Genomic DNA, 20,753 nt, shown 5'->3' with positions numbered 1-20,753 from the left:
TTCAGTTAATAACCTTGTCACGTCATATTTCGTAACGACGCCACTGTGGGTGAATCTTACGGCCGCTCTTTTAGTGGTTCCACCGGGCCTGGCCTCGGTGGGTGGAAAACGTATCAACAAAAAATAGCGAAGTATTGAAGGTCATCGGCTTTTAACTTGTAGGCTTTTTCGTCGACAAGAGGACGAGTCAATGCGCTGATTGCCACGGTGGCGATATATACTGCGCGCCATTCTTCAAGGGAGAGCCGTGTGGCCATCGATATTCACTGGATTCGCGACAACGATAGCCTCGGCCAACATTGTGCCGAATGGCAACACTTGCCATTCATAGCCCTCGACACCGAATTTATGCGGGTCGACACCTTTTACCCGATTGCCGGGCTGATTCAAATTGGCGACGGCGAACGGGCTTTTCTGATTGACCCCTTGACCATCGACAACTGGCAGCCGCTGGCTGCACTGCTGGAAAACCCGGCGATGGTTAAAGTGCTGCATGCGTGCAGTGAAGACCTGGAAGTGCTGTTGCGCCTGACGGGCAGCTTGCCTGCGCCGTTGTTCGACACCCAACTGGCAGCGGCCTATCTGAACCTGGGCTTCTCGATGGGTTATTCGAGGCTGGTCAAAGAGGTGCTCGACCTCGACCTGCCTAAAGGCGAAACCCGTTCTGACTGGTTGCAACGCCCGTTGTCGGAAACGCAGATCAGCTACGCCGCTGAAGATGCCCAGCATCTGGCTGAGGTGTATGTGCAGTTGCGTCCGCGCCTGTCGGATGACAAGTACAACTGGGTGCTGGAGGACGGCGCCGAACTGGTGGCCAACCTGCGCCGTGAGGTCGACCCTTACGAGGTGTACCGAGAGGCCAAACTGGCCTGGAAACTCTCGCGTCAGCAACTCGCGGTGTTGCGCGAAGTGTGCGCCTGGCGTGAGCTGCAAGCCCGTGCCCGGGACCTGCCACGCAACCGTGTGGTGCGTGAGCATGCGCTGTGGCCATTGGCCAAAACCCAGCCAGATAACCTAGTGACCCTGGCGCGCATTGAAGACATGCACCCGCGCACGGTGCGTCAGGATGGCGAGTTCCTGCTGGATCTGATCAAGCGGGCAAGCAGCCTGGGCCCGGACCAATGGCCCCCGGCCGTGCCTGAGCCGTTGCCGGTCGAGGCTGCTGCGCTGGTCAAGCGCCTGCGTGCCATCGGTCAGGCCGAGGCTGAGCGTCTGAACATTGCGCCCGAGTTGATGCTGCGCAAGAAAACCCTCGAAGCCCTGCTCAAAAGCGGCTACCCCGAGGGGCCTTATCAATTGCCCGACTCACTGCGCGGTTGGCGCCGTGAGTTGATGGGCCAGGCGCTGCTTGATTGCCTGGCCGACGCTGGAGAACCGTCTTGAAACATATTTGCTCGATCTACCGCAGCCCAAAACGCAACGGCATGTACCTGTACGTATTAAAAGCCGAAGCGCTGGAACGTGTGCCTGAAACCCTGTTGAGTGGTTTTGGCAAACCGCAGCACGCCTTCGACCTGGTGCTGACCCCGGAGCGCACATTGGCCCGTGAAGACATCGGCAAAGTCCTGGAAAACCTCAAAGAACAGGGCTACCACCTGCAAATGCCGCCGGCCGAAGACGAATACATCGAGCATTTGCCTGAAGAGCTGTTGCGTCGTAACGACCCTGTGTAAAGGCCCTGGTGCAGAACAGACTCACTTTGATTGCCGGTGGCTGAACGCAATGGAGCAAACCCGGGCGTGGCGGCTGGCAATGGTTTTAATAAGGTTAGAAGCATGCGTGTCCTGATTGCCGAGCAAGATTACTCGCTGTATGCCCAACTCTTGCAGCAAGCGGCCCCTGAACTGCAAGTGCACACCAGCGGCGACTCGGCGCAACTGGCGCAGTTGGCCGCCGACTGCCCGGTGTGGCTGGGTCAACCGGACCTGCTGGCCACTCTGTTGCGCCAAGGGCACACGCCGCAATGGGTGCAATCGACCTGGGCCGGGATCACCCCACTGCTCGCTGAAGGGTTGGGGCGTGATTACCGGCTGAGCCGCGCGGTCGGTATTTTCGGTCAGGTGATGGCCGAATACGTGTTGACCTACATGCTCGGTCACGAGCGTGAAGTGATGGCGCGGCTGGTCAGCCAGGTCGAACGCAAATGGGACAATCGCACGGGCCAGAGCCTGGTCGGGCGCAAGGTATTGATTGTCGGGGCAGGTGACATCGGCCAGACCGTGGCGCAGTTCCTGCAACCGTTCGGGGTTGAGCTGTACGCCATTGCCAGCAGCGCGCGGGAACAGGCGCCGTTCACCGAGGTTGCGACCTTGAATGATCTGCCGCGTTTGGTCACGCAGATGGACTACGTGATCAACCTTTTGCCGAACACTCCTGAAACCCACGACTTGTACGATGCAGAACTGTTTGCCCTGTTCAACCCCAACGCTGTCTTCATCAATGCCGGGCGGGGTGTTGCGGTGGTGGATGCTGACTTGGTTGAAGCATTGCGCCTGGGGCACCTGGCTGGCGCTATCATTGACGTCTGCCGTCAGGAACCATTGCCGGCCAAACACCCGTTCTGGACAGCCTGGGGTCTACTGCTGACCGGCCACAGTTCGGCACCCACCTCACCGCCGATGATGGTGCAACTGTTCATCGACAACCTGCGCGCGTACCAGGCGGGCGAGCCGCTGCGTGGAGAAGTGGACTTCGCACGCGGGTATTAAAGGCTCAATTCACCCTGTAGGAGCGAGCTTGCTCGCGAGCTGTTGGTCTTGAAAGATCGCGAGGCAAGCTCGCTCCTACAGGATGCAGTGCCCTCAAACCCTTACAGGCTGAAATCACCTTCAGCCACCAGCTTGCTCAACGGCTCGCGCTGGCTTGGGACTTCCTTGGCTTGCAGGTAGTCCACCAGGCTCGCTTTGTCGCCCAGTTTGCCAATGGCAACCATGGCCTGAACCGCGTAACCCTCAGGAATCTTCAGCTCGGTGCGGGCCCGTTCAAAATCCAGACCGCTCATGCCATGGGTGTGCCAGCCGCTCAAGTGCGCTTGCAAGGCCAGTTGGCCCCAGGCAGCGCCTGTATCAAAGGCGTGGGTGGGTGCAGGTTTTTCTTCTGTACTGCCCGGTGCGGCGAAGGTGGTTTTCGACACGATCACCACCAATGCCGCGGCGTGCTTGGCCCAACCCTGGTTGAACTCAACCAGCAGGCTCAAGTAACGCTCAAACTCAGGGGTGCCGCGCAGGGCGAACAGAAAGCGCCAAGGCTGTGCGTTGTAGGCCGACGGGGCCCAGCGGGCCGCTTCGAAAAAGCTCAGCAGCGTTGGCTTGTCCAGGGTTGCGTCGGTAAAGGCACGTGGCGACCAGCGCTGGGTGAATTGCTCGTGAATCGGGTGTTCGGCAACGCGGTTGGAGGTTGGCATTCGAGTTTCCTGAGTGGATTTGACCAGCCGCAAAATTACTGTCATGTCTGCCAGCTGACAAGTCCTGTTACGCCGTCAGTCACAAGCGCTTGGCCCACGGCAGCTTGGGCACTAGACTGGCGGCCTTTTCCACTCCCTGATGTTGATGTTTGAGCCATGGCCGCAATCGTAAAACCCTTCTGGATCCGCAAAACCCTCGATCAACTCGATCAAGAGGAGTGGGAGTCGTTGTGCGACGGCTGTGGCCTGTGCTGCCTGCAAAAACTCGAGGATGAAGAAGACAACAGCGTTTACTACACCCGTATCGCCTGCAAATTGCTCGACATGAAAACCTGCCAGTGCAGCGACTATGCCAACCGCCGTGACAGCGTGCCTGATTGCATCCAGTTGTCACCCGGCAAGGCTGAAGAGTTCAAGTGGCTGCCGCCCACCTGCGGCTACCGGCTGGTCAGCGAGCGCAAGGACTTGCCGCTCTGGCACCACCTGGTCTGCGGGGACCCTGAGGCCGTGCACCATGAGCGCATCTCGCAATCCGGGCGCATGCTGGCCGAGGGCAGCGTGCCGGAAGACGACTGGGAAGATCATCTGATTTTCCGCGCCGGTTAAGTGCCGGAGCGGTGCAAAGGAGTGTGTATGCCGCTGTGTTTTAAATGGCCTTTGGGCGTGTTGCTGATCATCGCCAGCGGCCCGCTGTGGGCGGGCAAAAAAGTCGACCTGGATTACCACGTGCAACTGATGCCGCAGAGCAATCAGGCGCAGGTGCGCGTGACCCTGGCTGAAGGCTCTGCGGTGCGTAGTCTGGACTTCGACCTGGGGGTGCCCGACAGTTACAGCGATTTCAAGGCGGACGGGCAGTGGCAATTGACCCCGGACCCCGAGCACAGCCGTGGCCTGTGGCATCCGGGGCCAGGCAAGGCCAGCCTCACTTACCGCGTGCAGTTGAATCACCCGCTTAAAAATGGCAGCTACGACACCCTCATGACCCCGACGTGGGCCTTGTTTCGCGGTGAACAGTTGGTCCCGCCTGCAAGCCTCGATCAACAAGACGGCACCGAGTTGGTCTCGCGGCTTGAGTTTGAGTTGCCCAAGGGCTGGAAAAGTGTTGAAACCGCGTGGCCGCGTATCGGTAAGAACCGCTTTCGTATTGACGATGCTTCCCGGGTGTTTGATCGGCCTACAGGCTGGATGCTCGCTGGCACGCTAGGCACCCGGCGTACCACCCTGGGTGAAACCGAAGTGACTGTATCGGCGCCAAAAGGGCAGGGCATGCACCGTATGGATGTCATCACCTTGCTGACGTTTGTGTGGCCGCAAGTGCAAGCCGTGTTCCCGCGTAACCCCCCTAAACTGTTGATCGTGGGGGCGGCCAGCCCGATGTGGAGAGGCAGTACGGCAGACTACAATTCAATTTATCTCTCCAGCGTCTTGCCGCTGGTCAGCGAAAGCGGCAGCAGCCCGTTGCTGCGAGAAGTGGTGCAAGTGTTTGCCGGCATTAATGCCGAGCCAGGCCATGAGTGGATCGTTGACGGTCTCAGTGAGTACTACGCCATTGAACTGCTGCGCCGTGCGGGCGGCATGAGCGACGAGCGTTATCAGACCCTGCAGCATCGGCTCAATGCGGTCGGTAAAGGCGTCACTCATTTGCGTGGAGCGACTATTAACCAGGCGATGCAGGCCCGTGCGGTGACTGTGTTGCAGGCACTGGACCGCGAAATACGTTTGCAAACCCACAACAAGCGCTCGCTGGATGATGTGAGCAGGGCGCTGATGCGCATGGACAAGGTGAGCACGGGCTCATTTATCCAGCTCAGCGAAAGTGTGCTGGGTGGGTCGTCCGAGGTGATGGATAGCCCTTTGCTGCGTTGATGATGTCGGGAACCTATCAGATTTGACAGGTATCCAGTCAGGCTGAAGGGGCTGAGAATGACCCTTTCTTTGCGGGCAGGATGCAAGTCATGGCCATTTCTTCAATGCAGTATGTCTACGACCCACTGGACCGGCTGGTCAGCTCGGTTCTGGCCGGCGAGCCACTCTTGCAGCGCTTTTATCAACGCCAGCGACTGGCCTCAGAAATTCAAGGCGATGTCACCCGTTGTGTGTTTCAGTCTGCGGATCAGTTGTTGGCCCAGGGCGATAACACGAGCACGCATTTACTGATCACTGATTTACAACGTTCAGTGTTAGGCGCCGATCAGGAAAATCGTCAGGGTTATAGCCCCTATGGACAGCGTACGACTTACCGTGGGTTGAGTACATTGCTGGGGTTTAATGGTGAGCGGCCAGACCCCACGAGCGGGCATTACTTATTGGGCAACGGCTATAGAGCGTATAACCCGGTGCTGATGCGGTTTAACAGCCCGGACAGTTTGAGTCCGTTTGGTCTCGGAGGAATCAATGCTTATGCCTACTGTTTGGGGGACCCGATTAACCGGCTGGACCCCACTGGGCATATTCCCTTTTTCAACAGTTTCATGCATCGGGTAAGAGCCGTGTTCAGACGAACTCCAGATATCCAGCCCGCGACGACTAATCGTAATCCCTTAGCCAACGCTAATTCAGGGTATTACCATCAGCGTCAGAGATGGGCGCCTTCTGAAGGTCGCTTACCGGCTTACGCATCGATACATAGTGATCCCGTTTTAGAAAATTCATCGACCCGTTTCATTTACTCCTCAGTTCCAGAAAGGCCTCCAACTTATGTCAACAGGCCTGTTTCTCCCGGTGAATTACCGCCCACGTATGAGTTCACAGTAGCGTCTCCCGAGACTCAGTATGTAATGGATCAGCCTTCTCCACGCTCGAGCCCGCGAAACTCTCAAACGGTGAGGTCTTCGTCAATGAGACTTAGCAGGAGATCATCCGAGATCGAGGCGTTGCAAAGAATGCTCCATGAAGTGGAAGCGACCGAGTTGAGGCTGCGTGCTCCGCAACTGGCCAGAGGAGCACAAATGGCTAATGCTCTTATTCGAAGGTAGAGCTATCTCCCCTCGCGATACTTGAGGTGATAGAGCTTTGAGCTGATCTCTTTACGCCTTCTTTACGCCCCCGCATCCCTCTCGATCTCGATCCTTTACGCCCACATTGCACACACTCTTCCTACACGCGGCACGTGCCGCTTTGGGAGAGTTGTCATGGGCGTTCTGGATGGGGTGTCCCTGCTGCTGGCAGTGGGGCTGTTCGTTTATCTGTTGGTTGCGCTGTTGCGCGCAGATCAGAACTAGGAGCGGATATGCACAGTTATGACTATGCGCTGATTCTGGCCTTCTTCGTTCTGGTGTTACTGCCAGCACCGTGGCTGGGGCGCTTTTATTACAAGGTGATGGAAGGGCAGCGTACCTGGATGACCCCGGTACTGGGGCCCGTCGAAAACGTGTGCTATCGCATTGCCGGGGTTGACCCGAACAGCGAGCAAAGCTGGGTTAAATACATGCTGGCGCTGCTGGCCTTTAACCTCGCGGGCTTTGTCATCCTGTTCGCGATTCTGCTGTTTCAACAGTACCTGCCACTCAACCCGCAACACTTGCCGGGGCAAGAGTGGACACTGGCATTCAACACGGCGGTGAGCTTTGTCACCAACACCAACTGGCAGAGTTACAGCGGCGAAGCGTCGCTCAGCTACCTCAGCCAAATGGTCGGCCTGACCGTGCAGAACTTTGTCAGCGCGGCCACCGGCCTTGCGGTACTGGTTGCGCTGTGTCGCGGTATCAGCCGCCGCTCAAGTAAAACCCTGGGTAACTTCTGGGCGGACATGACCCGCGCCACGCTGTATGGCCTGTTGCCGTTGTGCCTGGTGTTGGCGGTGTTTCTGGTGTGGCAGGGTGTGCCGCAAACCTTTGCGCACTATGTCAACGCCGTAACCATGCAAGGTGTCGACCAGGTGATCCCGCTGGGCCCGGCTGCCAGCCAGATTGCGATCAAGCAACTGGGCACCAATGGCGGTGGTTTCTTCGGTGCCAACTCGGCGCACCCGTTTGAGAACCCGACAGCCTGGAGCAACCTGTTTGAACTGGCCTCGATCATCCTGATCCCGGTGGCGCTGGTGTTCACCTTTGGCCATTACGTCAAAGACTTGCGCCAAAGCCGGGCCATCATGGCCTGCATGCTGGCGTTGTTCCTGATCGGTGGCGGCACCGCGCTGTATGCCGAGTACCAGCCCAACCCGACGCTGAACAGCCCACTGGTTGAGCACACTGCACCACTGGAAGGCAAAGAAGTCCGCTTCGGCACCACCGCCACAGTGCTGTGGGCCGAGACCACTACCGCCGCTTCCAACGGTTCGGTGAACGCCATGCACGACAGCCTCAACCCCATGAGCGCGATGGTGGCGATGGTCAACATGATGGTCGGCGAAGTGATCTTCGGCGGTGTCGGCGCCGGGCTCTACGGCATGTTGCTCAACGTGCTGATCGCGGTGTTCCTTGCTGGCCTGATGATCGGCCGCACCCCGGAGTACCTCGGTAAAAAGCTGCAGGCCAAAGAAGTGCAATTGCTGGTGGTGACCCTGCTGGTGATGCCAGTAGGTGTGCTGGTGCTGGCCGCCATTGCGGCGGTATTGCCCAGTGCAGTGGCGGCGGTGAGTAACCCCGGCCCGCACGGTTTTAGCCAGATTTTGTACGCCTTCACCTCTGCCAGTGCCAACAACGGCTCGGCGTTTGGCGGGCTCAGTGGCAACACGCCGTTTTACAACCTGATGCTGAGCCTGGGCATGTTGCTCGGACGCTTCGGTTACATCCTCCCGGTACTGGCCCTGGCGGGCAGTCTGGCGATGAAGAAAACCGCACCGGTTGGCCAAAACACCTTCCCGACCCACGGCCCGCTGTTTGTGGCACTGCTGACCGTGACCATTTTGCTGGTAGGCGGCCTGACCTTCTTGCCGACGCTGGCACTGGGTCCCATCGCTGAACAACTGACTATGGGCTTCTAAGGAGACGATCATGACTATGCCTGCTCCTGTTTCAAAATTGACGCCTACGCCTGAAACCCAGGCGCCGCAAACCCCTAAAACCGCGTTTGCCGACCTCTGGCGCCCGGCGTTGCTGCAAGCCTTCGTCAAGCTCGACCCGCGCCAGTTGAAACGCTCGCCGGTGATGCTGGTGGTTGAGCTGACCGCCATTTTCACCTCAGTGTTGTGCTTTATGCCGGAGGCGTCGGTGCCCACCGCGGTGGCCGTGCAAATCGCCATCTGGCTGTGGTTCACCGTGTTGTTCGCCAACTTTGCCGAAGCCCTGGCCGAAGGTCGCGGTAAAGCCCGCGCCGACAGCCTCAAGGCCGGCAGTGAGGGCTTGAGTGCGCGCCGCCGGACCACCACGGGCAGCTTTGAAATCGTGCCGGCCACCCGCCTGCGCAAAGGCGATGTGGTACGCGTTGAGGCCGGGGAGATGATCCCCGGTGACGGCGAGGTGATCGAAGGGATTGCCGCCGTCAATGAGGCCGCGATTACCGGCGAGTCTGCGCCGGTGATCCGTGAGTCGGGCGGGGATCGCTCGGCGGTCACCGGCAACACCCGGTTGGTGTCGGACTGGCTGCTGGTGCGCATCAGCACCAACCCCGGCGAGTCGACCCTGGACCGCATGATTGCCCTGGTCGAAGGCGCCAAGCGGCAGAAAACCCCGAACGAAATCGCGCTGGATATTCTGCTGATCGGTCTGACCCTGATCTTCCTGATCGTGGTGGTGACCCTGCAACCGTTTGCCTTCTATGCCGGTGGCAGCCTGCCGCTGGTGTTTCTGGTGGCGCTGTTGGTCACGCTGATCCCGACCACCATTGGTGGCTTGCTGTCCGCCATCGGTATCGCCGGTATGGACCGTCTGGTGCGCCTTAACGTGATTGCCAAATCGGGCCGCGCGGTTGAAGCAGCGGGTGACGTGCATGTACTGATGCTCGACAAGACCGGCACCATCACCTTTGGTAACCGTCGTTGCGCCGCTCTGTATGCCTCACCCGGTGTGACCGCCAAAGAGCTGGCCGAAGGGGCGCTGCGTGCGTCGCTGGCGGACGACACAGCGGAAGGCAAGTCCATCGTCGAATTCATTCGCGGCTTGCACAGCTTCACTGAACCTGCGGCCGAGGAATTCACAGCGGTGCCGTTTACCGCCGAAACACGCTTGTCGGGCATCGACTACCACGGCCGGGTGTACCGCAAAGGTGCGGTGGATTCGGTGCTGGCGTTTGTTGGTATGAAACGTCATGAAGTGCTGCCTGCCTTGTCCCGTGAAATCGACAAAATCGCACAAAGTGGCGGCACCCCGTTGCTGGTCTGTGGCCAGGGCCGTTTGCTCGGCGCGATCCATCTCAAGGACGTGGTCAAGCCCGGCATTCGCGAGCGCTTTGCCGAACTGCGCAAGCTGGGCATTCGGACCGTGATGGTGACCGGCGACAACCCGTTGACCGCCGCCGCAATCGCAGCCGAAGCCGGGGTGGATGATGTGCTGGCCGAGGCCACACCCGAGAAAAAACTGGCGCGCATTCGCCACGAGCAAAACGACGGCCGCCTGGTAGCGATGTGCGGCGACGGCGCCAACGACGCCCCGGCGCTGGCTCAGGCTGACGTGGGCATGGCGATGAACGACGGCACCCAGGCAGCGCGTGAAGCGGCCAACATGGTCGACCTCGACAGCGACCCGACCAAGCTGCTGGACGTGGTGCAAATTGGTAAGGAACTGCTGGTGACGCGAGGTGCGCTGACGACCTTTTCAATTGCCAACGACGTGGCCAAGTACTTCGCGATCTTGCCAGCGCTGTTTGCCTCGATCTACCCGCAGTTGGGCGTGCTCAACATTATGCACCTGACCAGCCCGCAGAGCGCGATTCTCTCGGCCATCGTGTTCAACGCATTGATCATCGTGGTGTTGATCCCCTTGGCCCTGCGCGGGGTGCGGGTACAGGCGGCCAGCGCTGCACACCTGCTGCGTCGCAACTTGCTGATCTATGGCGTGGGCGGGCTAGTGGTGCCGTTTATCGGCATCAAGCTGATCGACATGCTGCTCACTGCGCTGCACTTGGTTTAAGCGTTTTCGGAGGGATTGATCATGGCAAATTTATTACGTCCGGCCTTGAGCCTGATGCTGTTGATGACCGTCATTACCGGCGTGGCTTACCCGCTGGTCGTGACCGGGATCGCCCAAGTGGCGTTCCCGCAGCAAGCCAACGGCAGCCTGGTACGTGACAGCGCCGGGCAGGTCAAGGGCTCGGCATTGATTGCGCAAGACTTTACCGGTGATGACTGGTTCCACCCACGGCCTTCGGCGGGTGCGTTTGCCACGGTGTCGAGTTCGGCGAGCAACCTTGCGCCGAGCAACCCGGCCCTGGCCACACGGGTCAAGGAGAGTGCAGCGCAGCTTGCCGTGCCGGATCAAGGCCCGGTGCCGATGGCCATGTTGACCACGTCGGGCAGCGGTCTGGACCCGCACTTGCCACCGGAGGCAATTCGCTATCAACTGGTGCGGGTTGCAGCAGCTCGGCACTTGCCAGTACAAACGGTTGAACAGTTGCTTGAACAACACATCGAACAACCGTTGATAGGCCCGCCGGTGGTCAATGTGCTGCTGCTGAACCAGGCGTTGGCGCAGTTGCAGTAAATCTTTTGCAGAAGCGAGCTTTTAAAAGCTCGCTTCTGCAGTTTATGTATTCATCAGGACAAACCCATGAGCCATTCCGGTCGCGCCGATGCGTTGTTAGCTGACTTGCCCCGCGCAGGCCGTGGCCGGCTCAAAGTGTTTCTGGGCGCGGCCCCCGGCGTTGGCAAGACGTACGCCATGCTGCAGGCCGCGCACACCCAATTGCGTCAAGGGGTCACGCTGTTGGCCGGGGTGGTTGAAACCCATGGCCGCGCTGAAACCGAAGTGTTGCTCAACGGTTTGCCCCAATTGGCCATGCTGCGCTCGGAGTATCGCGGCGTGCAGCTTGAAGAAATGGACCTCGATGGCCTGCTCGCGGCCAAGCCCAAGCTGGTGCTGGTCGATGAGCTGGCCCACAGCAATGCCCCCGGCAGCCGCCATGCCAAGCGCTGGCAAGACGTGCAGGAACTGCTGGCAGCGGGCATCGACGTCTACACCACGGTCAACGTTCAGCACCTCGAAAGCCTCAACGACCAGGTGCGCGGTATCACCGGGGTGCAAGTGCGTGAAACGGTGCCCGACTGGATCGTCCAGGAAGCCTATGAGCTGCTGCTGATCGACCTGCCGCCGCGTGAGCTGCTGGAGCGGCTGCGCGAAGGCAAAGTCTATGTGCCTGAGCAGGCCCGTGCGGCCATCGATGCGTTTTTCTCCCAGACCAACCTCAACGCCCTGCGCGAACTGGCGATGCAGACCGCCGCGGTGTACGTCGACGATGAGCTGGACAAAGGCTATCGCCAGCAAGGGCAATCGGCCCCGGCGCTGCGTGGGCGGCTGTTGGTGGGCGTGGACGGTGATGTGCATGCCGAGCGTTTGGTTCGCCATGCCAGCCGCGTCGCAGAGCGGCGGCATTTGCCCTGGAGCCTGGTGCATGTGGATAACGGCACGGTGCGTGACGAGCAATCGCGCCTGCGCTTGCAAAGTGCCCAGCAATTGGCCGAGCGCCTGGGCGGCGAAGTGGTGTTGCTGCGTGCGGGCGAGGTGGCCAAAACCTTGATCCAGCACGCCAGCGAGCGCCGGGCCAGCCTGCTGTTGGTGGGCCAGTCGCGGCTGACCTGGCGCCGCCGGATGTTTGGAGGCGGGCTGGCCGCGCGCTTGCTACGCGATGCCCATGGCCTGGAAATCAACGTGCTGGATCACGAGCAATCGCCCGCGCCGGTGGTTACCCGTGGCAAGAACACGCTGGTGTGGTTTGACTATGGTCTGGCGCTGGTGGCCACGGTGATGGCCAGCGCCTTGGCCTGGGGGGTTTCCAGTGTGCTGGCGCTGCCCAACATCTCGCTGGTGTTTCTTGCGGCGGTGTTGCTGGTGGCGGTGCGCAGCAGCCTTGGGCCTGCGCTGGCCTGTGCGGCGATGTCATTTCTGGCTTATGACTTTCTGTTTATCCCGCCCAATTTCTCGTTCAGCATCCAGCGCGAAGAAGACGTGCTCACGCTGTTGTTCTTTCTGTTGATGGCGGCTCTCACCGGTAACCTGGCCGCGCGCCAACGTCGACAGTTGCAAGCCTTGCGCGACACCCAGGAAGAAACCACGCAGTTGCTCGACTTGTCGCGCAAGCTCACCGCCGCTACGGACCGTCAGGCAGTTATCAATGCCGCCGCCCAGCACTTGAGTGGTTGGAAAGAGCTCAACATGTGCCTGCTCAAGCGCGATGACAACGGCGACTGGACCATCGAAACCGGCGGCCCTTTGCATTTCAACGAAGCCGAGCGCGCCGCTGCGGACTGGGCCTGGGCACACCTTCAACCGGCAGGCAAAGGCACGGGCACGTTGCCCATGGGCAATTGGTGGTGGTGGCCGATCAGCGCTGAAGAAGGGCCATTGGCCTTGCTCGGCGTCAGCCCCAAAAACGGCCAAACCCTCAGTGGCCAACGTCGGCGCCTGTTGATGGCCTTGAGTCAGCCGCTGGCCCAGGCGCTGGCCCGTGCGCGGTTGGCGCAAGACCTGGAAGCTGCGCGCCTGCATGGCGAAACCGAGCAACTGCGCAGTGCTTTGCTGGCGTCGGTGTCCCATGACTTGCGCACCCCGCTGACCACCATGCGCGGCAGCATCGATACGCTGCTGGCGCTGGGGGAAGCGATCGCGCTGGAGGACCGGCGCGAGTTGCTCGAAGGCACCCGCGATGAGGCCGAGCGACTGGATCGCTATATCCAGAACCTGCTGGACATGACCCGCCTGGGCCACGGCGCCTTGAAACTGGCCCGTGACTGGGTGTCACCCGCCGACATCGTGGGCAGTGCCTTGAACCGGCTGCGTGCTGTGCTGGCGCCGTTGCAGGTGCAAGTGGACGTGCCGCCGCAACTGCCGCTGTTGCATGTGCATGCGGCGTTGATCGAACAGGCCTTGGTCAATGTGCTGGAGAACGCTGCACGCTTTTCTCCGCCCCATGGGCAGCTGCGCCTGAGCGCCGGGGCGCATGAAGGAGAGTTGTGGTTTGCGGTGAGTGATCAAGGGCCGGGCATTCCCGAAGAAGACCGCGCCAAGATTTTTGACATGTTTTACACCGCTGCTCGCGGCGACCGAGGCGGGCAGGGCACCGGGCTTGGTCTGGCCATCTGCCTGGGCATGGTCGGCGCCCATGGCGGGCGCATTACCGTGGCTGAAGGCATCGACGGGCAGGGCACCTGCATCACCTTGTTTTTGCCCTTGCGCGATCAACCGGCCATGGATCAGGAAGAGGCGGAGCGTGAAGACTGATACTCTTTGGCCATATTTTTGTTGCGATGAATTGCCATGAGCCAGCCAGCGACGATTTTGGTCATTGATGACGAACCTCAGATCCGCAAGTTTTTGCGCATCAGCCTGGTGTCCCAGGGCTACACCGTGCTTGAGGCGGCGACCGGAGCCGAAGGCTTGAGCCAGGCGGCGTTGAACAAACCCGACGTCATGGTGCTCGATCTGGGCTTGCCGGACATGGACGGCCAACAGGTGTTGCGCGAGTTTCGCGAGTGGTCGACGGCGCCGGTGCTGGTGTTGTCAGTGCGTGCCAGCGAAGCGCAAAAGGTCCAGGCGCTGGACGGTGGCGCCAATGACTACGTGACCAAACCGTTTGGCATTCAGGAGTTTTTGGCGCGCATCCGCGCCTTGTTGCGCCAGGCCCCCAGCGGAGAAACCCGGCAAGCGGCGGTTGAGCTGGGCCCGCTAATCATTGATCTGGCGTTTCGCCGGGTGCTGCTCGACGGCGTAGAAGTGGGCCTGACCCGCAAGGAATACGCGGTGCTGGCGCAACTGGCGAGCCATCCGGGGCGGGTGATTACCCAGCAGCAATTGCTCAAGGACATCTGGGGCCCGAGCCATGTCGAGAACAGCCACTACCTGCGGATCGTGGTCGGGCATTTGCGGCAGAAACTGGCCGACGACCCGACCTCGCCGCGTTTTATCGCCACCGAGGCCGGCGTGGGCTACCGGCTGTTGAGCTGACGCCTCGTCAGGGGTGTGAACGCTGGTCAGCTTCATAGCGGTCCAGCGTGTCTTTGGCAATTTCCCGGCCCAGGGCGATCAGCTCGGCGGCCTTGTAAAACTCAAAGAAGCGGCACACCCGTTTTGGCACGTTGATCAGAATATCCGGCGGGTATCCGGCGATTTTGTACTGCGCCAAAGAGGTCTGCATCACCTCGAAGCTCTGGTTGATCAGATCCAGCAGCGACGCCGGGCCGACGTTGTCGATGATGACCGAACCGGTGGCGGACTTGGGTGCGCCTTGTGTGCTGGCCGCAAGGCTGGGCGCAGGCTTGGGTGTCGCTGAGTCTATCCAGGGGTTGAAGGGCACTTCGGCTTCTGGCTCGGTGGCAGGTTTGAGCATCTCCTGTTCAAGGTCGAGCAGGTGCTCTGCCTGGCGGGTGCGAAACGGAATGTGCGAGCCCAGCGAACTCATCAGGTTGTTAAACCGGCCTTTGAAGGCCGCCGGGCGCGGGATCACCGGGAGCTGGTAATGATTTTGCGTGGTGGAGTTGAGGTTGACGGCGACAATCAGGTCGCAGTGGCTGGACACCACCGGGACGATGGGCAACGGATTAAGCAAACCGCCATCAACCAGCATGCGATTGCCCTGCATCACCGGGGTAAACAGGCTGGGGATGGCCGCCGAGGCGCGCATGGCCTGGTGCAGGCAGCCTTCTTGAAACCAGATTTCCTGCTGATGGGTCAGGTCGGTGGCGACGGCGGTATAAGGGATGCGCAGGTCTTCAATATTGATCTCGCCGACAATGTTGCGAATTTGCCCGAAGACTCTCTCGCCACGAATGGCCCCGAGGCGAAAACTCACGTCCACCAGGCGCAGTACATCCAGATAATCCAGGCTTTGAATCCAGTCGCGGTATTGGTCAAGCTTGCCGGCGGCATAAATCCCGCCCACCACGGCGCCCATCGAACAACCTGCAATGCAGGCAATCTCGTAACCCCGGCTTTCGAGCTCTTCAATGACCCCGATGTGGGCATAGCCCCGCGCGCCTCCGGAGCCCAATACCAGTGCAATACGTTTTTTCATGAGCCGGTCCTTTGCAAGACAAGTGCTTACAATGCCTTTTTGTGTGAGTCAGTGACAGCTCAAAGCGGTTTGGCGAGCTAGTCTTGCTCCACGACGTTTTGCGTTACGGCACTTTTAGGCCGGTTGCCCGTCTTAGCACTGAACAATTATTTGAGGATTTGCCCCATGAAAGCTTGGATCTGTGTGCCATTAATGGCGATTGCTTTGGTCGGTTGCGCGGGCAAGAAGGTTTACCGTGACAGTTGCGGCACGCAGCTGGACGCGGCCTGGCACGAACTGGACCTGGCCAAGGCTGAAGGGTTTGCCGGAACGGTCAGCTATTCCAAAGCCCTGTCTTTGCTGACGGCGGCGAAAACTCAGCAACAATTCGAGGCCTTTGAAGGCTGCACGACCAAGGCCGAGAAGGCGCGCTTCTATATCCAGGAGTCCCGCGCCGGGCGTTGAGGCGCCAACCTGACGAGGGAGAGTAAGGATGTCTGATTTGGTTAATCGGATCGTGGCTAACTGCTTGCGTCTGGAGGTCAAGTTGTTGGCCTGCCAGGCGCGTTTAGAGGCCCAAACCGATCCTGAAGCACTGCATGACCTGCGCACCACGGTCCGTCGTTTGCGCAGCCTGTTACGTCCGTTGCGGGGGTTGCCGGGGGTGGTCCAGCTTGAAATGTCGGCCTCGCAGGTCGGCGTTTTGACAACCCCCCTGCGTGACCTTGAAGTGTTGGCGGCGCACCTGGAGCAACAGGGCCACCCGACCCTGGCCAAGCGCCGGTTAACACAATTGGCCGGCAGTTATCCGCGGGTGGCGGCCAGTACTGAGCTGTCGCAATTGCTGATGATCCTCGAGGCGTTCCCGCGCTTTTTGCGCGCCAGCGAGCGCGAGCGCTTGTTGCGCGGGTTGCGCCAACGCATTGAGGCGATTTTGGCCAAGCAATGGCAGGCGCTGCACAAAGCCCTGAAAGACCCGGCCCACGACCGGCATAAGGTCCGGTTGTTGATCAAGCGCGTGCGTTATGGCGCCGAGGCCTATCCCGAGCTGGACCGCGTGCCCAAGGCCGTGATGAAACACCTGAAAGACGCGCAAAAGGCCTTGGGTGAATGGCATGACGCCTGGCAGTGGCTCGCTCAGGCTGAGCAACAGCCCGATCTGCAACCGTGCGTTGAGCAATGGCGCGCCACCTTGGCTCGAGGCGAGAAACGCGCCGATCGGGTGTTGGCCAAATTGCGCTAAAGCGTTCACATACCTCTGTAGGAGCGAGCTTGCCTCGCGATCTTTTAAAGATCAAAAGATCGCGAGGCAAGCTCGCTCCTACAGGGGGAAGTGCTTTTTCAGCAGATGATTTGGCGCATATAGGCGCTGTGCCGAGGCGGGCGGGTCAGTAGTATCACGGCCTATTGTTCCGCGTTGAGGTGTTTATGCAGTTTTCTGAATTGGTCGACGCTGTACGTAAAAACCCCCTGGACGTGACCATCACTGAAGATTGGGGGCAGGGGCGGGCCAGTTTTGGTGGGCTGATGGTGGCGTTGCAGTACGAAGCCATGCGCGCTCAAGTGTCCAGCGAGCGGGCGTTGCGCTCATTGGCGGTGACGTTTGTCGGGCCCGCCGAGCCGGGTGTGCCGGTGAGTTTTGAAGTCGAGGTGCTGCGCGAAGGCAAGGCAGTGAGCCAGGTGCTGGGTCGGGCCGTGCAAAACGGCCAGGTGGTGACACTGGTGCAAGGCAGTTTTGGTGGTGCCCGCGAGTCGGCGGTGAAGGTAGACAGCTTGCCAGCCCCGGACATGAAAGCCCCAGAGCAATGCCCGCTATTGCCCTACATCAAAGGGGTGACCCCGGAGTTCATGCGGCACTTGTCGATGGCGTTTGCCGTGGGCGCCATTCCGTTTACCGGGCGCGGCACACGTGAAATGGGCGGTTGGGTGCGTTTTGCCGGTGAGGTGGCAGAGCAGTCGCTCACAGAAACCCATCTGCTGGCGTTGATCGACACCTGGCCTCCGGCGTTGTTGCCGTTGCTCAACAAACCGACGGCGGGCAGCACGCTGACCTGGACGGTGGAGTTTGTGCAGCCGCTACCCGACGCCAACACCCTTGACTGGTGCAAATACCTGGCGGTGATCGAACATGCCCGTGACGGCTATGGCCATGTGGCGGCCAATCTGTGGGCACCCAATGGCGAGCTGATTGCTATCAGTCGCCAGACCGTCGCCATCTTCGGTTAAAACATTTTGCTGCGCTGTGCCTGCTCAGCCTTGGCATCCAACTGGCGGCTCTGGCGCTGAATGGCCATGCCGGCGAACAGCGCCACCAGGCCAATCACCGCGCTTGAGGCGTTGTTGCTGAACACGCCGGTGGCCAACAGCAGGAACGCCAGCACCATCATCGCCACAGCCAGCAGGCTCAGCGCCTGATGGCTGGCACTGCGGGTGCCTTGTGGGTTGGAGCGCCATTGCCAGGCGGGTAGATCAGGATGACGTTTGCCCATGATTTCTCTCCTTGGTTCAAGGGTTCAGTCTTGTCTGAACCGGATGAGCCAAGAATAGGGGCGAGCCGGGCGAACGGCGAATCGACTCTGGCTATAGGCCTTATAGCTTTAACTGACCAATGGCCCGATTCAGCTCACCGGCCAGTGTTGCCAACTGATTGCTGGTGGTCGCCGAATCGACGGTTTGTTGCACGGTGTCTTCGGTGACATCACGAATGCTGACCACGGCGCGGTTCATTTCTTCGGCCACCTGGCTTTGCTGCTCGGCCGCGACCGCGATTTGCGTATTGCTTTCGCGCATTTGCGCCACCGCGTGGGTGATCTCGGCCAAGGCTGCGCCTGCCTCTTGAGCCTGTTGCACGCAATCGTCGGCCTTGAACGAGCTTTCTTGCATAAAGTCCACGGCATCACGGGTGCCGGCCTGCAAGGCTGAAACCATCTTGGTGATTTCGTCGGTAGAGGTTTGCACGCGCTTGGCCAAGTGCCGCACTTCGTCGGCCACCACGGCAAAACCACGGCCCATGTCGCCGGCCCGGGCGGCTTCGATGGCAGCGTTGAGCGCCAGCAGGTTGGTTTGTTCAGCGATGCTGTGGATCACACTGACCACGCTATTGATCTGCTGGCTGTCCTGGGCCAGTTGCTGAATCATCTCGGCGGTTTTTTGCACGCCATCGGAGAGGTTGGCAATGGAGGTTTGCACGCGGCTGACCACTTGTTGCCCGCTGCCGGCCAGGTCATCGGCGGTTTGCGACAAATCACGGGTGGCACCTGCGTGCTGGGCGATGTGATGGACCGTGGCAGTCATCTCATTGATGGCCGTGGCGGCCTGGTCCGTCTCGCTTTGCTGGCCGAGCATGCCGTGTTGCACTTCGTTCATGCTGCTGGCCAGGCGCGCGGCCCCGGCATCCAGTTGCGCGGCGGTGTCTGCAACGGTGTTGACCACCCGCTGATAACCGGCCTGCATGGCATTGAACGCGCTGGCCATTTGGCCGACTTCATCGGTGCAGGCCAACGGCACGCGGGCCGACAAATCGCCGGTTTTTTCGACGTGCAGCATCACATCCTTGAGGGTGTTGAGCTGGCTGAGCAGAAAACGGATCAACAGTTGAGAGGCGCAGAGCATGGCCAGCATCAGCACCAGGACGGCCGCTGCATAATTGGGCAAACGCTCGACGAACACTTGCGCCAGGCTGGGCGCGTAGGCCAGCACGGCGACTTTCTGACCATTCTCGCGGCTGACCACCTCGGCTCCGGACAGCGGGTTTTGCCCGAACAAAGGCATGTGATTGAGCGATACCCAGCCGTTAGCGTCGCTTAATTGCGGCAACGACTGACCGTTGACGGTCGGCACGGTATTGGGCGCCAGTGGCAGCAGGTCTTGGGCTTCGGGCAGTGGCTGATTGGCCGGCCACAGGCTGAGCAGGTGCGCCTGAGCCTTGGCATTGGCGTGGGCGGCGCTGCTGCGTGATTGCTGTTCGAGTTGCACGGCGTACAGCACCAGCAGCAACGTGGTGACAAAAGCCACCGCATTCACAGCCCAGAATTTGTATTTAAGCGAGATGTTGCTAAGCCAGGCACCCATGGAAGGTCTTCTCTGATGTGGCGAACACAATATTGGCAAGGTGCCATCATTGTGCCGCTACTTTATGAAGACAATGTTGATATGGGTCAAGCTGTCCGATACAAGGAGGACCCGGCTTGGGAAGATCAAAAGATCGCGAGGCAAGCTCGCTCCTACAGATTTAGATTATGCGTCCAGCATCGGCAAGCCAAAAAACGCCCGGGCGCAGGCGGTGGTGTGGGCGGCCAGGTCGTCTTCGAATTCGGCGCGGTGCACGGCCACTTCGCGCAGCACTTCGGGCAGATAAGCCGGCTCGTTACGGCCACTTTTGGGCTTGGGGCGCAAGGTGCGCGGCAGCAGGTACGGCGCATCGCTCTCAAGCATTAAGCGACCGCGCGGGATATCGCGGACCAGCGGGTGCAGGTGGGTGCCGCGGCGCTCGTCACAAATCCAGCCGGTAATGCCGATGTGCAGGTCCAGGTCGAGGTAGCTGAACAATGCCCGCTGCTCGCCGGTAAAACAGTGCACAACCGCTGCGGACAAGTGGTCGCGGTAGTTGCGCAGGATTTCCAGCAGACGCTGGTTGGCGTCGCGCTCGTGCAGGAAGACCGGTAGTTGCAGTTCCACGGCCAGCGCCAAGTGCTCTTCCAGCACTTTCTCTTGTTGTGCACGCGGCGAGAAGTCGCGGTTGAAGTCCAGCCCGCATTCACCCACGGCTCGCACGTTCGCCTCCTTGAGCAAAGCCCGCAGACGCCGGGCGCTATCGCCGTTCCAGTCGCTGGCCGAATGCGGGTGAATGCCCGCCGTGGCGAACAGCCGTTGGCCGTTTTCGTCCAGCTCGCGGCACAGTTGCAAGGCCTGTTCGCTGCCTTCAACGCTGGTGCCAGTGAGGACCAGTTGGGCGACGCCAGCAGCGTACGCACGGTCCAGTACGGCTTGGTGCTTGCCGTCGAAACTGGAGTTGGTCAGGTTGACGCCGATATCTATGAGTTGCATGGTTCTACCTCAGGCCACAGGCCGTGAAGCATATCAGAGCTGTAGTTTTATAAGAAAAACCAAGAACTACAGACGGTTATGGTTGTCTTTGAATGCCGCAACAACGCAATGCCTTTTTCATTTCAGGGTGCATTGGCTGTATTGCGCTCTGTTTCCAGCGCTGAAATTCCCCCAATGGGGTGACCGATTGTCGGGTAATCCGATGCGGCGCGGGACTGTATTCTTT

20 protein-coding genes are annotated in these 20,753 nt (G+C 60.1%); 15 read left to right on the top strand and 5 right to left on the bottom strand.

Going from position 1 to position 20,753, the window contains the following annotated elements; all coding sequences use genetic code 11:
• Window positions 1-249: 249 nt before the first annotated feature.
• From rnd to GHO32_RS08805, 3 genes are all read left to right on the top strand, one after another.
• On the top strand, window positions 250-1,383 hold the full coding sequence (gene rnd, locus GHO32_RS08815; protein ID WP_368668371.1) for a ribonuclease D: 1,134 nt from the start codon (window positions 250-252) through the stop codon (window positions 1,381-1,383).
• The gene (locus GHO32_RS08810) at window positions 1,380-1,673 is read left to right on the top strand and encodes a YcgL domain-containing protein (RefSeq protein WP_048368652.1); all 294 of its coding nucleotides are present in this window, start codon (window positions 1,380-1,382) and stop codon (window positions 1,671-1,673) included. The genes rnd and GHO32_RS08810 overlap by 4 nt, the downstream gene beginning before the upstream one ends.
• Before the next feature lie 102 nt (window positions 1,674-1,775).
• The gene (locus GHO32_RS08805) at window positions 1,776-2,708 is read left to right on the top strand and encodes a D-2-hydroxyacid dehydrogenase (RefSeq protein ID WP_153334632.1); all 933 of its coding nucleotides are present in this window, start codon (window positions 1,776-1,778) and stop codon (window positions 2,706-2,708) included.
• 101 nt (window positions 2,709-2,809) lie between these two features.
• Here the strand turns inward: GHO32_RS08805 and GHO32_RS08800 are convergent, their stop codons facing one another.
• Window positions 2,810-3,403: a nitroreductase family protein gene (locus GHO32_RS08800; protein ID WP_048368650.1), complete on the bottom strand. Its 594-nt coding sequence runs from the start codon at window positions 3,401-3,403 to the stop codon at window positions 2,810-2,812.
• A 156-nt stretch (window positions 3,404-3,559) separates the two neighbouring features.
• Between GHO32_RS08800 and GHO32_RS08795 the strand changes: the two genes are divergently transcribed.
• The 9 genes from GHO32_RS08795 (at window position 3,560) to GHO32_RS08755 (ending at window position 14,436) form a co-directional block, all read left to right on the top strand.
• Window positions 3,560-4,009, top strand: a complete 450-nt coding sequence (locus tag GHO32_RS08795) for a YcgN family cysteine cluster protein (RefSeq protein ID WP_048368649.1) — start codon at window positions 3,560-3,562, stop codon at window positions 4,007-4,009.
• Between the two features lie 27 nt (window positions 4,010-4,036).
• The gene (locus tag GHO32_RS08790; RefSeq protein ID WP_153334630.1) at window positions 4,037-5,269 is read left to right on the top strand and encodes a hypothetical protein; all 1,233 of its coding nucleotides are present in this window, start codon (window positions 4,037-4,039) and stop codon (window positions 5,267-5,269) included.
• Between the two features lie 89 nt (window positions 5,270-5,358).
• A complete protein-coding gene (locus tag GHO32_RS08785; RefSeq protein WP_082158135.1) occupies window positions 5,359-6,378 on the top strand; it encodes an RHS repeat-associated core domain-containing protein in 1,020 nt (339 codons plus the stop codon).
• Window positions 6,379-6,534: 156 nt separating this feature from the next.
• Complete coding sequence (gene kdpF / locus GHO32_RS08780) at window positions 6,535-6,624, top strand: K(+)-transporting ATPase subunit F (protein WP_048368646.1); 90 nt, start codon at window positions 6,535-6,537, stop codon at window positions 6,622-6,624.
• 8 nt (window positions 6,625-6,632) lie between these two features.
• On the top strand, window positions 6,633-8,327 hold the full coding sequence (gene kdpA, locus GHO32_RS08775) for a potassium-transporting ATPase subunit KdpA (protein ID WP_048390053.1): 1,695 nt from the start codon (window positions 6,633-6,635) through the stop codon (window positions 8,325-8,327).
• 10 nt (window positions 8,328-8,337) lie between these two features.
• Window positions 8,338-10,410, top strand: a complete 2,073-nt coding sequence (gene kdpB, locus GHO32_RS08770; protein ID WP_153334628.1) for a potassium-transporting ATPase subunit KdpB — start codon at window positions 8,338-8,340, stop codon at window positions 10,408-10,410.
• Between the two features lie 21 nt (window positions 10,411-10,431).
• Window positions 10,432-10,980 carry a potassium-transporting ATPase subunit KdpC gene (kdpC, locus tag GHO32_RS08765; RefSeq protein ID WP_153330578.1) on the top strand — a complete coding sequence of 183 codons (549 nt, stop codon included), beginning with the start codon at window positions 10,432-10,434 and terminating at the stop codon, window positions 10,978-10,980.
• Window positions 10,981-11,046: 66 nt separating this feature from the next.
• Window positions 11,047-13,713 (top strand): sensor histidine kinase KdpD, encoded by a 2,667-nt coding sequence (locus GHO32_RS08760; protein WP_153334626.1) that lies wholly within the window; start codon window positions 11,047-11,049, stop codon window positions 13,711-13,713.
• A 36-nt stretch (window positions 13,714-13,749) separates the two neighbouring features.
• On the top strand, window positions 13,750-14,436 hold the full coding sequence (locus GHO32_RS08755; RefSeq protein WP_153334624.1) for a response regulator: 687 nt from the start codon (window positions 13,750-13,752) through the stop codon (window positions 14,434-14,436).
• Window positions 14,437-14,443: 7 nt separating this feature from the next.
• Here the strand turns inward: GHO32_RS08755 and GHO32_RS08750 are convergent, their stop codons facing one another.
• Window positions 14,444-15,502 (bottom strand): patatin-like phospholipase family protein, encoded by a 1,059-nt coding sequence (locus tag GHO32_RS08750; protein ID WP_153334622.1) that lies wholly within the window; start codon window positions 15,500-15,502, stop codon window positions 14,444-14,446.
• Between the two features lie 165 nt (window positions 15,503-15,667).
• On the opposite strand from GHO32_RS08750, the gene GHO32_RS08745 reads away from it, so the two are divergent.
• The 3 genes from GHO32_RS08745 to GHO32_RS08735 all read left to right on the top strand — a co-directional run bounded on the left by GHO32_RS08745 (window position 15,668) and on the right by GHO32_RS08735 (window position 17,707).
• Window positions 15,668-15,946, top strand: coding sequence for a hypothetical protein (locus GHO32_RS08745; RefSeq protein WP_153334620.1), 279 nt, complete (start codon window positions 15,668-15,670; stop codon window positions 15,944-15,946).
• 28 nt (window positions 15,947-15,974) lie between these two features.
• A complete protein-coding gene (locus GHO32_RS08740) occupies window positions 15,975-16,724 on the top strand; it encodes a CHAD domain-containing protein (RefSeq protein ID WP_153334618.1) in 750 nt (249 codons plus the stop codon).
• 185 nt (window positions 16,725-16,909) lie between these two features.
• Window positions 16,910-17,707, top strand: a complete 798-nt coding sequence (locus tag GHO32_RS08735; protein WP_153334616.1) for an acyl-CoA thioesterase II — start codon at window positions 16,910-16,912, stop codon at window positions 17,705-17,707.
• On the opposite strand, the gene GHO32_RS08730 is transcribed toward GHO32_RS08735, so the two are convergent.
• The 3 genes from GHO32_RS08730 to GHO32_RS08720 form a co-directional block, all read right to left on the bottom strand.
• On the bottom strand, window positions 17,704-17,970 hold the full coding sequence (locus GHO32_RS08730) for a DUF3040 domain-containing protein (protein ID WP_153334614.1): 267 nt from the start codon (window positions 17,968-17,970) through the stop codon (window positions 17,704-17,706). The genes GHO32_RS08735 and GHO32_RS08730 overlap by 4 nt on opposite strands.
• A gap of 100 nt (window positions 17,971-18,070) precedes the next feature.
• Window positions 18,071-19,552, bottom strand: a complete 1,482-nt coding sequence (locus tag GHO32_RS08725; RefSeq protein WP_153334612.1) for a methyl-accepting chemotaxis protein — start codon at window positions 19,550-19,552, stop codon at window positions 18,071-18,073.
• A gap of 165 nt (window positions 19,553-19,717) precedes the next feature.
• Window positions 19,718-20,527 carry a TatD family hydrolase gene (locus tag GHO32_RS08720; RefSeq protein ID WP_153334609.1) on the bottom strand — a complete coding sequence of 270 codons (810 nt, stop codon included), beginning with the start codon at window positions 20,525-20,527 and terminating at the stop codon, window positions 19,718-19,720.
• Window positions 20,528-20,753: the final 226 nt, after the last annotated feature.

This window comes from Pseudomonas sp. FSL R10-2189, assembly GCF_009600325.1.
Taxonomy (GTDB): Bacteria; Pseudomonadota; Gammaproteobacteria; order Pseudomonadales; family Pseudomonadaceae; genus Aquipseudomonas; species Aquipseudomonas helleri.
This window is presented reverse-complemented; position numbering and strand designations above follow the sequence as displayed.

Coding starts and splice junctions, on each gene's coding strand:
- GHO32_RS08805 (WP_153334632.1), top strand. CDS start 1,776: ATGCGTGTCCTGATTGCCGAGCAAGATTACTCGCTGTATGCCCAACTC.
- GHO32_RS08800 (WP_048368650.1), bottom strand. CDS start 3,403: ATGCCAACCTCCAACCGCGTTGCCGAACACCCGATTCACGAGCAATTC.
- GHO32_RS08795 (WP_048368649.1), top strand. CDS start 3,560: ATGGCCGCAATCGTAAAACCCTTCTGGATCCGCAAAACCCTCGATCAA.
- GHO32_RS08790 (WP_153334630.1), top strand. CDS start 4,037: ATGCCGCTGTGTTTTAAATGGCCTTTGGGCGTGTTGCTGATCATCGCC.
- GHO32_RS08785 (WP_082158135.1), top strand. CDS start 5,359: ATGGCCATTTCTTCAATGCAGTATGTCTACGACCCACTGGACCGGCTG.
- kdpF (WP_048368646.1), top strand. CDS start 6,535: ATGGGCGTTCTGGATGGGGTGTCCCTGCTGCTGGCAGTGGGGCTGTTC.
- kdpA (WP_048390053.1), top strand. CDS start 6,633: ATGCACAGTTATGACTATGCGCTGATTCTGGCCTTCTTCGTTCTGGTG.
- kdpB (WP_153334628.1), top strand. CDS start 8,338: ATGACTATGCCTGCTCCTGTTTCAAAATTGACGCCTACGCCTGAAACC.
- kdpC (WP_153330578.1), top strand. CDS start 10,432: ATGGCAAATTTATTACGTCCGGCCTTGAGCCTGATGCTGTTGATGACC.
- GHO32_RS08760 (WP_153334626.1), top strand. CDS start 11,047: ATGAGCCATTCCGGTCGCGCCGATGCGTTGTTAGCTGACTTGCCCCGC.
- GHO32_RS08755 (WP_153334624.1), top strand. CDS start 13,750: ATGAGCCAGCCAGCGACGATTTTGGTCATTGATGACGAACCTCAGATC.
- GHO32_RS08750 (WP_153334622.1), bottom strand. CDS start 15,502: ATGAAAAAACGTATTGCACTGGTATTGGGCTCCGGAGGCGCGCGGGGC.
- GHO32_RS08745 (WP_153334620.1), top strand. CDS start 15,668: ATGAAAGCTTGGATCTGTGTGCCATTAATGGCGATTGCTTTGGTCGGT.
- GHO32_RS08740 (WP_153334618.1), top strand. CDS start 15,975: ATGTCTGATTTGGTTAATCGGATCGTGGCTAACTGCTTGCGTCTGGAG.
- GHO32_RS08735 (WP_153334616.1), top strand. CDS start 16,910: ATGCAGTTTTCTGAATTGGTCGACGCTGTACGTAAAAACCCCCTGGAC.
- GHO32_RS08730 (WP_153334614.1), bottom strand. CDS start 17,970: ATGGGCAAACGTCATCCTGATCTACCCGCCTGGCAATGGCGCTCCAAC.
- GHO32_RS08725 (WP_153334612.1), bottom strand. CDS start 19,552: ATGGGTGCCTGGCTTAGCAACATCTCGCTTAAATACAAATTCTGGGCT.
- GHO32_RS08720 (WP_153334609.1), bottom strand. CDS start 20,527: ATGCAACTCATAGATATCGGCGTCAACCTGACCAACTCCAGTTTCGAC.